This is a genomic window from Idiomarina sp. UBA4206, from assembly GCF_002383015.1.
In the GTDB taxonomy this organism is placed as follows: Bacteria; Pseudomonadota; Gammaproteobacteria; order Enterobacterales; family Alteromonadaceae; genus Idiomarina; species Idiomarina abyssalis.
The window spans coordinates 11,716-22,503 of the sequence record NZ_DFTS01000043.1; the positions used below are offsets into that span (position 1 = coordinate 11,716).

The 10,788-nt window shown below is 46.4% G+C and carries 7 protein-coding genes and 1 pseudogene; 4 read left to right on the plus strand and 4 right to left on the minus strand.

Translation table 11 applies throughout. The features are described from left to right. Window positions 1-1,448, minus strand: a 1,448-nt coding sequence (locus B3180_RS09100) for a DPP IV N-terminal domain-containing protein (RefSeq protein WP_286844154.1), incomplete at its 3' end; no start/stop codon positions are given. Window positions 1,449-1,577: 129 nt separating this feature from the next. After that, the gene (locus tag B3180_RS09105) at window positions 1,578-3,695 is read right to left on the minus strand and encodes a TonB-dependent receptor domain-containing protein (protein WP_278358345.1); all 2,118 of its coding nucleotides are present in this window, start codon (window positions 3,693-3,695) and stop codon (window positions 1,578-1,580) included. 161 nt (window positions 3,696-3,856) lie between these two features. On the opposite strand from B3180_RS09105, the gene B3180_RS09110 reads away from it, so the two are divergent. Both B3180_RS09110 and B3180_RS09115 read left to right on the plus strand, forming a co-directional pair. After that, complete coding sequence (locus B3180_RS09110) at window positions 3,857-5,503, plus strand: M28 family metallopeptidase (protein ID WP_286844156.1); 1,647 nt, start codon at window positions 3,857-3,859, stop codon at window positions 5,501-5,503. Window positions 5,504-5,630: 127 nt separating this feature from the next. Further along, window positions 5,631-7,334, plus strand: a complete 1,704-nt coding sequence (locus B3180_RS09115; RefSeq protein WP_278358344.1) for a GNAT family N-acyltransferase — start codon at window positions 5,631-5,633, stop codon at window positions 7,332-7,334. On the opposite strand, the gene B3180_RS09120 is transcribed toward B3180_RS09115, so the two are convergent. Both B3180_RS09120 and B3180_RS09125 read right to left on the minus strand, forming a co-directional pair. After that, on the minus strand, window positions 7,316-8,017 hold the full coding sequence (locus B3180_RS09120; protein WP_054486942.1) for a UDP-2,3-diacylglucosamine diphosphatase: 702 nt from the start codon (window positions 8,015-8,017) through the stop codon (window positions 7,316-7,318). The genes B3180_RS09115 and B3180_RS09120 overlap by 19 nt on opposite strands. Window positions 8,018-8,022: 5 nt before the next feature. Next, window positions 8,023-8,520 carry a peptidylprolyl isomerase gene (locus B3180_RS09125; RefSeq protein ID WP_286844159.1) on the minus strand — a complete coding sequence of 166 codons (498 nt, stop codon included), beginning with the start codon at window positions 8,518-8,520 and terminating at the stop codon, window positions 8,023-8,025. A gap of 117 nt (window positions 8,521-8,637) precedes the next feature. Here B3180_RS09125 and cysS point away from each other — a divergent pair, with 117 nt between their 5' ends. Continuing rightward, the gene (gene cysS, locus B3180_RS09130; RefSeq protein WP_278358342.1) at window positions 8,638-10,017 is read left to right on the plus strand and encodes a cysteine--tRNA ligase; all 1,380 of its coding nucleotides are present in this window, start codon (window positions 8,638-8,640) and stop codon (window positions 10,015-10,017) included. A gap of 28 nt (window positions 10,018-10,045) precedes the next feature. After that, window positions 10,046-10,788, plus strand: a pseudogene (locus tag B3180_RS09135) (leucyl aminopeptidase family protein); the annotation flags it as partial.

The window sequence follows — 10,788 nt, forward strand, 5'->3', positions numbered from 1 at the left end:
AGTGGATGGTCTTCTGTAATCTTATTCTCGGACAGCCATGCCAGATGATTCCCGGTTGGACCGTGTAAACTCACCTGCTTAGGCTGCTGAGGCGATGAATACGTATCCAGGTAAGAGCGAGCGTCTGAGGAAAATTCAATATCATGCATTCCTTCACGCTCAGTAATACGTGTCGGATTTGCTGCTGAGCTCGAATTTAACTGCGAGCGGTACAAATGAGATTCAAGCGGAGATTCTTTGCGGGCAGTATAATAAAGTGCTCCTGTACTTTCATCAACGGCTTCCAATTCGTCAACCTGCCAATCGCCGGAACTTAACTGACGAATTAGCGAGCCATCCAGGCGATAGAGATAAAGGTGCTTGTGACCGCTGCGCTCTGAAGCCCAAATAAAGTGCTTATTGTCTTCTAAGAAGTGTAAGTCGTTATGAAGATTCACCCAACTATCCGACGTTTCTGTCAGAAGTTCTCTCTCATTTTTCTCCCGACGATTATAAATGAGCAAATTCAGCTCTTGCTGATTACGACTTTGCCACTGATAGCTTAAGTGCTGACTATCACCAACCCATTTCACTCTGGCTAAATAGCCATCTCCCAGCCTATCCAACTCTAACCAATCGGTTTTTCTGTCTTTAATTCGATAAATACCTAAATCAATATCGACGTTATCGCTTCCGGCAAAAGGGTAACGTTGCTGTATCGTTTCAATTCTGTCGGCGTAAATCTCACTTCGAGTTGCCAAGGGTACCGGACTTTCGTCAACTTTAGTCAGTGCAATGGCCGACTCGTCGGGCGACCACCAGTACCCTGTCATTCGCTTCATTTCTTCCTGAGCAACAAACTCAGCCATACCAAACTTGATAGTACCGCCGCCTTCGGTTGTAACAGCCTGCTCCTCACCACTGGCTATATCCACAAAATACAGGTTCTGTTCACGAATATAAGAAATGTAATTCCCCTCTGGAGAGAATTTTACATCCGTTTCAAAAGCCTCAGTTTTTGTCATTTGTCGGGGTTTCGATTTACCCGGCTGGTGATAAAAGACATCGCCGTTATAAGGGAACAACAAGGCATCGCCTTCAGCTGACCAACTGTACTCAATGATGCCGCTGCCACTAACACGCTGACGTTCACGCCTTGCTTTTTCTTCATCAGACAATTCAACTTCATCTGTTGCCAGCTGGTCAGCTGAAACTAACAGCTGATGTTTTTCAGCTTCAATGTCGTACAACCAAAGATCGTAACGCTGAGGGTTCTCCTCACTGCCTTTTAAGTAAGAAAGGTATTTTCCTCCCGGCGCAAACTTAAGTGCTCGGGGCGTTTCGCCAGCTAAAGGCGAACCACTAAAAATACGTTCAATAGTTAAGTCTTTAGCTGAAACTGACAGGCTGAAAATACTAAAAACGACAACAGCAATCGCCTGAGCCCGGCGATTAAGTATAAAAGGCATGGTTATCAATCCGGTTGTTAGTCTATTGTTATTCATACTAACAAAATTCGGAATAAAAATGGGGAAGCTGCGGTGAACTGACGCGAAAACGCTATCGCCGAACTCAGGCGACAGCGTCTTCTAAAACACTTAAAAACTAATAGAAACGCCTGCCTGGAAACGGCGGCCGGTTACCGGTGCATCTTCTTTCAAGAAGGAGCTATGAACAAAGCCTAACTGGTTGGTCAAATTCTCCCCTTTTAAATACAGGGTCGCACCATAATTTGCCAGCCAGTCTGGGTACAGGTTAACGCGCGCGTTGAGTAAACCATAGGCATCGGTTGTAGTTTCATTCAGTGCTGTTTTGTCCTGCTCTAAATAACGAGTGTAACCAAGTGAGCCATCCCAACTAACAGCCTGGTAGCGCAACTCGGTACCGACTCGCTGTGCAGGGATCCTCGGCAAATTGTCACCGGCACGCTGTTTTGCACGAGTATAATCACTAAAACCGTGCACAGACCATTGATCATTCAATTGCCAGTCCAGCTCCAGCTCATAACCGTAAAGCTCTGCATCTACCTGACTGAACTGAACAACTTGCAATGCTTCTTCATGTTCATGTTCGCCTTCATGTTCATCATGACCTTCATCACCATGGATTTGTTCACTGTTCAAGCCAGTAAAATCATCATAAATAAAGTCATCAACACGGTTATAGAACACATTAGCGTTGGCGTGAAAGCTATCATTCTCGTAATGGAAACCAACATCGATATTATTTGATGTCTCGGTGCTAACCGCTGTATCACTTGCTTCAATGTGATACTCGCCCCCCTCTTCCTCATGCAACTCATAAGCAAGTCCCAGCTCATAGGTACGAGTTGCAAAGTGATTACCATTGGCAAACACTTCATTTGCAGCCGGAGCTCTTTCTGCATGGCTTAAATTAAATGAAACCGATGTGTGGTCGCTGAAGTGATACAGATAACCGGCAGAAGCAGAGGTCGCATCAAAAGTATCAAGCTTCTGCTCATCGCTTGAAAGCGAAGTGCGCTCGTGGCGAACACCTAGATCAACATGGTGCGCCCCAAACTCCTGTTCTACCACCCAGAACAACCCCTGAGTGCGGCGAGAGGTGTTAGGTGTGAAAGCTTCTTCGCCAAAAGCCGCTTTATCGCTTATGTCCCACTGCCAACCTACAGCACCTTCCCAGCCAGCGATTTCTTTATGCTGACCAATCAGTCGTATTTCTTTTTGCTTGTTTTCAAATTGAGTGGATACAAAGTTTTCCTCAATTTCCTGATGTTGATAATCCGTCAAAGCGCCACGAAAATCTAATCGATTAAAACCACTGAATGGATTGCGCCATTGGCCCGCTAACTGAATACGTTCTTGTTCCAGATGAGCGTACGGGCCAGACTCCTCAACGTGGTTTTCTTCTTCGCCATGCTCATCCTCATGTTCTTCTTCACCATGAGCGTGGCCGGGAATGCCATATTCCTGATAGAGCCCCTGATAGGATACGCCGAAGAACCCGTCATCAAATTGATAACTGCCGCCAACGGTTCCGCCTTCGGCATCGACAAAAGTGTTTTCAACGTGGTCAACGACTTCGCCTTCATCATTCATAAAAGAAGGTGTTTCATAATCATCTGCACGGCGAATAAAGGCATCGGTATAAAGTGCCCATTTCCCGTTGCCTATTTGTAAATCGTAAGAACCTTCTTTATTGTCATTATTATTGGACAGCGAAACATTCGCATTGCCTTGTAAGCCATAAACAGGTTCTGAAGGGATGCGGTTATCAACAACGTTAATCACACCACCAATTGCACCACTACCGTACAATAGTGTTGCTGGTCCTCTTAACACCTCAATTTGTTTAGCCGTACTGGTTTCCGTTGTGACGGCATGGTCAGGACTCCCCCGCGACACATCTCCGGTATCCAGTCCGTTTTGAGTGATTTTCACCCGCGGGCCACCCAGGCCACGAATAATAGGGCTGCCTGCGACATTGGCAAAATGCGTGTTATTAATGCCGGGCTCTAATGCCAGTGTTTCACCCAAACTGTGCGCGTGCAGCTGTTTCAGCGCATCACCCGAAATAATGTTAACCGGCTGCGCTGATTCAAGCGCCGTTTTATCCAACGGACTTGCATTAATAACGATCACCTCGTACTCATTAAGGTGCTCATGTTCTTCTTCCTGCTGCGCTTGAGCAACAGTACTGGTTGCTAACAGAGCCAAGGTCAACGCATTCAATTTCATAAACTACTCCAGTAAAGCTGCGCTGTTAATGTAATAATATAACATTACAAAACCTTGATACGTTTTGCAACACTCTTTCAACTATCTACTCTGGTCGTCTTTTAGCTGCTGCGGTACACTAGCTCAGCTATTATGATAAAAATAAAACCAAAGGATACAACATGAAGCCATCCCATAATCTCTTACCCGCAGCGCTTAGCTTGCTTGTTGCAGCGTGCGGTGCGCCGGAGACAAAGTCACAAACTATTGATGTTAGTGCCGACGAAACAAATCTACGTGCTCATTTAGAATTTCTTGCCGATGATGACTTAAAAGGCCGTCAAACTGGCAGCGAAGGGCACGAAATTGCGTCGAACTACATTGTTTCTGAGTTTAAAAAACTCGGTCTGGAACCTGCTGGAGATGATGGCAGCTTCTACCAGCGTATTCCGTTTCGCAAAAGTACCCTAAAAGAAAACAGCGCCAGCATGAGCTTTGAAAGCAATGGTGAAGTGGTTGAATTTGAATTTCCGAAACAGTTTATTACCGGCCCCAGCCATTACAGCGAAAAAGATGAGATCTCAGCACCTCTGGTCTTCGTTGGATATGGCATGGAAGCGCCTGAATTTGGTTTAAACGACTACGACGGCCTTAACGTTGACGGTAAAATTGTGGTTATGCTGACTGGTCGCCCCGGTTTTCTGCCAAGCGAAGAAGGCGCTCACTTAGCTAACATAAAAACCGATATTGCTCGTGATAAAGGTGCTGTTGGAATCATTACCCTGCATACGCCTGTAAGAGAAAAAACGCGTAAGTATGAAACCAGTGTTTATTACACAAAAACACCTCGTATGACCTGGCTTGGTCCAAACGGTCTCCCAAAAGGTGAAGAGCAACAACTGATGGGCTCCGCCTACCTTGACGATGAACCTGCAGCGCAGTTATTTGCTAATGCACCAACTGAACTGAGTAAAATTTTTGAGCAAATCGAAGAGGACCCCGACTTTTCTCCAAAAGGGTTTGAGTTAGAAGGTACAGTGACTCTGGCACGCGAGTCTCGCCACGAAGAAATTACCAGCCCTAACGTTGCTGCCGTATTACCCGGCTCTCATGACACACTGAAAGATGAGTACGTTGTCTACACAGCACACTCCGATCATATTGGTGTTATCAAAGATATGAGCCGCGAGGACAACATCAACAATGGTGCGATGGATAATGCCAGCGGCGTTTCAGTTATGTTAGAAACCGCTCGTTTATTCGTTGAGTCAGGGCAGGAATTTGATCGCTCAATTATGTTCTTATCTGTTACGGCAGAAGAAAAAGGATTATTGGGTGCCGACTACTTCGCCAATAACCCGACTGTTCCGTTAAACAGTATTGTCGCTAACGTTAACCTGGATATGCCGGTACTGCTTTATGATTTTGCCGATATCATTGCTTTTGGCGCTTCACATTCCACTTTGGGTGAAACGGTCAGCAAGGCTGCAAAGCAGTTTGATACTGAACAAAGCCCGGATCCAATGCCGGAACAGGCTATTTTTACCCGTTCAGATCACTACACTCTGGTTAAAAAAGGCATCCCGGCCGTATTCCTGATGACGGGCTTTAATTCTCGTACTGAAGGTGAAGACGGTGGTGAGGTCTGGGGTAAGTTTTTCGCCGAGCATTATCACAAGCCGAGCGACGGACTGAACCTGGATATAAACTACGAAGCAGGAGCGCGTTTTACCAACATTAACTTTGCTATTGGTAAAGAGATTGCGAACGCTGATCAACGTCCACAGTGGCTGGAAGAGTCGTTTTTCGGTAAGCAATTTAACGACTAAGCTTATAGAGAAACCTTAGTTAAAGACTCAGGGGCCGCAAGGCCCCTTTTTAGTGTCTTAACGTCATTAAACTGTCATTAATGCTGCTTAAACTTTTGATATCGATAACTGCACAGCCGGAGCACTTATGTTATCTGTTGATAAAGTTGTTAGCGACAAGCTTCCCAATATTAAAGGTAAACCCTGGCTGGAAAGGCCAACTGCCTGGTTTTTGAGAAACCTGTTACACGAAGAGGACATTCAAGAGTTTGGAAAAAGTTCTCCTGCGCTGGAAGGCATCGACTTTGTTGAACATGCTCTGGATTATTTTAATTTCACTTACGCTTATTCATCACAGGCAATTGACAACATTCCTGTTAATGGACGTTTAGTCATTATTGCTAACCACCCCATTGGCTCTCTCGATGGATTGGCCTTGCTGAAGTTAGTCAGTGAAGTACGTAGCGATGTGAAAATAGTCGCCAACGAATGGCTTTCTGCACTCGAGCCTCTTAATTCGCTGTTATTACCGATAAACGTTTTTGCAGGAAAGCCTAACCGTAAAGACATTCGAAACATACACAGCCACCTCCATAACGAAGGCTGCGTTATTCTTTTTCCCGCAGGTGAGGTTTCGCGATTACGCCCTAATGGTGTGCGTGACACACACTGGCAAAACGGCTTTTTAAAAATAGCCAAAGCAACTCAGAGCGATATATTGCCGATAAGGCTCGATGCTCACAACTCAGCATGGTTCTATACCGCCTCGATGGTTTATAAGCCGTTAGCCACAATGCTGTTGGTTAAAGAAATGTTCCGCCAACAGCAAAAACAAGTGAAATGTCACATTGGCCAAAAAATACCGGCTGAAGCTTTTATTCAACAGGGGCTCAGCATTAACCAACAGGTTAAACTGTTTAAAAAGCATCTATACCGTTTAGGAACGTCCAAAAAAGCAATATTTCCTACTCAAACAGCCATTGCCCGTCCGGAACCTCGCCAGCCTCTCAAAGCGGCAATAGAAGCCTGTGAGCAATTAGGGCAGACACCTTGCGGTAAAAAGATTTATTTGTATGAGTTTAACGGCAGTTCACCTATTTTGCGAGAAATAGGGCGTCTACGGGAAGTTGCTTTTCGCACAGTTGGTGAAGGCTCCTGGCGCAAGCGCGATCTTGATGAGTACGATACCTGGTACATGCATTTAATTCTGTGGGATCCGGATGATCTTGAAATTGCCGGCTCGTACCGTTTAGGTGACAGTAGAAAAATTATTGAAACCCGTGGACATTCCGGGCTCTACAGCCAGGGCTTTTATGAATTTACGACAACAATGAAAAAACTCCTCCCCCAAAGCCTTGAATTGGGTCGTTCATTTGTACAACCGCAATACTGGGGTAAACGCAGCCTGGACTATCTTTGGGTCGGTATCGGTGCATTGTTACGTAAACACTCTAGGTACCGTTATCTGTTTGGTTCGGTCAGTATCAGTAATGCGCTGCCTCCGGAGGCCCAGGCTGCTCTGGTCAAGTTTTACAGCACTTACTTCCCGGCTCAGACCGACATGGCTACAGCCAACATTCCTTATCGTTTAAACACTGACTCCACTGCTCCTGACTTTACCGGTACGAATTACACAAACGAATTTGTTCTGCTGAAAAGCTACTTAGCCAATATGGGGTGTTCAATTCCAACGCTTTATAAACAGTATTCGAAACTGTGCGAGCCAGGCGGAGTTCAGTTTCTGGAGTTTGGTGTCGATCCGGATTTCAACCATTCAATTGATGGACTGGTTCTGGTTGATATTACTCAGTTAAAAGAAAAAAAGCGCAGACGTTACTTAGAAACAAGGTAAACACTGGCTTGCTGATACCAGTCTCCCAATACAATACGTTTTGCCCAAGTGCCGTCACTAAGCGTAAAACAATGAACCGCAGGGCGGTGGGTGTGCCCATGAATTAACTGATTAACACTGTGTTTCTCCATCACACGAAGTACTTCCGGGTGCTGAGCATCCATTTTATAAAGCTGTGCGGGAGTTAGTTCGGGCTTTTGGCTGCTGGATTTTTTCCGTAACCGGTTCGCAATACGCATACGCCATGACAAAGGTAAGTTGCGCATAACACTCTTAACTAAAGGGTTCTGAATAACTGAGCGATAACGCAAATAGCCGGTATCTAAGGTGCAGAGTGTATCGCCATGCATAAGCAACACTCGTTCACCGTACAAATCGATAACCGTTTCATCGGGGAGAATGGTTAAGCCAACCTCGCCGGCAAAGCGTTCACCCACCATGAAGTCACGGTTTCCGGCCATAAAGTAAAGCCGCACACCCTTGTCCGTCATTTGTTTCAGTTGTTTTTTCACTTTTGCTGCAAATTCACTGGTATCGTCGTCACCCAGCCAGGCATCGAATAAGTCACCAAGAATATAGAGCGCATCGAGGTGCTGGTGTTGCTGACAAAAGTCACCAAAGGCAGCCAGAATATCTGGCCGCCCCGGGCTTAAATGTAAATCTGCGATAAAGCCAGTGGTCATATCGGTTAATCGTTAACTGAGACTTTCTCGATAACCACGTCTTCAACCGGTACGTCCTGGTGAAAGCCCGCTGAGCCGGTTTTCACTTCTTTTATGGCGTTCACTACTTCCATACCATCAACAACTTCAGCGAAGACACAATAGCCATAACCATTAGGTGTTTCATTTTGAAAGTTCAAAAAGGCATTGTCGTTCACATTAATGAAAAACTGAGACGATGCTGAATGAGGATCAGGCGTGCGCGCCATAGGCACCGAACCAACCACATTCGGTTTTGCCGTCGGAGCCTCGTTTTCGATGTTATCGCGTGTTTCTTTTTGCTTCATGCCAGGTTCGAAACCACCGCCCTGTACCATGAAGTTATTAATAATGCGGTGAAAGATTGTACCGTCATAAAAACCGTCGCGGGCATACTGTAAAAAGTTTTCTACAGTCTTAGGCGCTGTTTCGTTGTGCATTTCTAAAGTGATATCACCATGATTGGTATGTAAAACGACTTGCATTGAATGTACCTGTTTCATTGACTAAACCAGCTGATAGTGTACCAGAGCCTCGCCATCGGTGGTATCATAAGCCCTTTGTTTTCATCGCTAACCGATAGATAAGTAAGAGATAACATTATGGCATTAACCGTCTTTAATACCCTGACCCGCAAGAAGCAGTCATTTGAGCCAATCAAACCCGGTCACGTGGGTATTTATGTGTGTGGTGTTACCACTTACGACTACTGCCATATAGGCCATGCCAGAACTTATGTCGCTTTTGATATTGTCGTGCGCTATCTGCGTAAGCTTGGTTACGATGTTAAGTACGTACGCAACATTACTGATCTCGACGATAAAATCATTAAACGTGCGGCTGAAAAAGGCGAAGACTTTCATCAGGTCACCGAGCGCTTCATTGGTGAGATGCACAAGGATTTTGACGCACTGAATTTAGTTCGCCCAGATATTGAGCCACGCGTTACCAGCCATATGGATGAAATTATCCAGATGATTGAAAGCCTCATCGAAAACGGCAACGCCTATGAGGCCGGCAACGGTGACGTTCTGTTTGATGTATCCACTTTTAATGACTATGGCAAACTCAGTCGTCAGGACCTGGAGCAGTTGCAGGCCGGAGCGAGAGTTGATGTCGACTCAGCAAAACAAGACCCGCTCGACTTTGTGTTATGGAAAGCCGCAAAAGCCGGAGAGCCCAGTTGGTCATCTCCCTGGGGCGAAGGACGACCCGGCTGGCACATTGAGTGTTCAGCAATGAACAAAAAGCACTTGGGAACCACCTTTGATATTCATGGCGGAGGTTCAGATCTGGCCTTCCCTCACCATGAAAATGAAATTGCTCAAAGCTGCTGTGCTAACCACTCTAAGTACGTAAAATACTGGATGCACAGTGGTATGGTGCAAGTCGACAATGAAAAAATGTCAAAATCACTGGGCAACTTTTTTACCATTCGCAGCGTACTGGAACAATACGATGCTGAAACGGTTCGTTATTTTCTGCTTTCGAGCCACTATCGCTCGCAGCTGAACTATACTCAGGAAAACCTGGATCAAGCGCATTCCGCTCTGGAGCGCTTATACACCGCATTGCGTGACATAAAACCGCAAGCCGCCAACGAAGCATTGCGTAGTCAATACTGGCAGAGCTTTCAGCAGGCAATGGACGACGACTTAAACGCGCCGGAAGCCATGAGCGTGTTGTTTGAAGTTGCCCGTGAGATTAACCGTAACCGTGACAGTGCTCCGGACACAGCGGCTCAGTTAGCGCATGTTTTGATTGAGCTTGCAGAAGTTATGGGACTGCTACAGCAGTCTCCTGAAGAATTTTTACAGGGCGATGACGATGATGTCGCCAAAATTGAAGCGTTGATTGCTAAGCGAAATCAGGCCCGTGCAGATAAAGACTGGGCTGCAGCAGATGAAGCCCGTGACGAATTAACCAACATGGGTATTGTCCTGGAAGACGGTGCAGAAGGCACCCGCTGGCGTCGCGCTTAACCGACAAACTGATTAAGAGGTTTACTCTATGGCATTTGCTCAGTTGCAAATTGTTAGCTCACTAGCTGACGCATACTCAAAAGATGGTGCTGATGCACTTATCTTAATTGGGAACTTTGACTCTGTTGACGACTCAGCTCTGGCTGAAGTTATTCAACAGGCGAAAATCACCGACCAGCGAGTTGGCAAACAGCCGTTGCTGCTAAAAGCTGACGGAGTCCCGGGCCAGCGCCTGGTTGCTGCACCTACTGGTCCTCTGAATCGTGATTTTGACGACGTTCGCCAGGTATTTGATGCCGCACACGCCGCCGCAAAAATGGCGCAAGATGCCGGTGCCCGCCACCCTGTTATCGCACTGAACAACGTAAATATTAACGACGAGCGTTATAAGCAGGCCTTTTTAGCGGCTTATCTGGGCTTTTGTCAGGCACTTTATCAGCCTCTTGAAGCGCGTGAAGCGCATGGTGAAGAAGCTATTGAACCGACTAAAAGCGTTATTTTAGTTGGTGAGCTGGACGCAGACTGGGCTATGGCAGTAGAAGCTGGTAAACGTGTTGCCCGCGACTTAGCAGGCACAGAGCCAGAGCGCATGGCGCCGCCTCGTTTTGCTGAATACTGCCGCCAGGCGTTTGCCCACACCGCTGTTAAAGTGACGGTTATAGACGACTCACAACAACTTCAGCACGAGTATCCGCTGCTGGCCGCGGTTGGACGTTCGTCCATGGCAGTAGAGCGCCACCGCCCTTGCGTTATACGCCTTGAGTATCATGG

Coding starts and splice junctions, on each gene's coding strand:
- cysS (WP_278358342.1), top strand. CDS start 8,638: ATGGCATTAACCGTCTTTAATACCCTGACCCGCAAGAAGCAGTCATTT.
- B3180_RS09115 (WP_278358344.1), top strand. CDS start 5,631: ATGTTATCTGTTGATAAAGTTGTTAGCGACAAGCTTCCCAATATTAAA.
- B3180_RS09110 (WP_286844156.1), top strand. CDS start 3,857: ATGAAGCCATCCCATAATCTCTTACCCGCAGCGCTTAGCTTGCTTGTT.
- B3180_RS09105 (WP_278358345.1), bottom strand. CDS start 3,695: ATGAAATTGAATGCGTTGACCTTGGCTCTGTTAGCAACCAGTACTGTT.
- B3180_RS09120 (WP_054486942.1), bottom strand. CDS start 8,017: ATGACCACTGGCTTTATCGCAGATTTACATTTAAGCCCGGGGCGGCCA.
- B3180_RS09125 (WP_286844159.1), bottom strand. CDS start 8,520: ATGCAAGTCGTTTTACATACCAATCATGGTGATATCACTTTAGAAATG.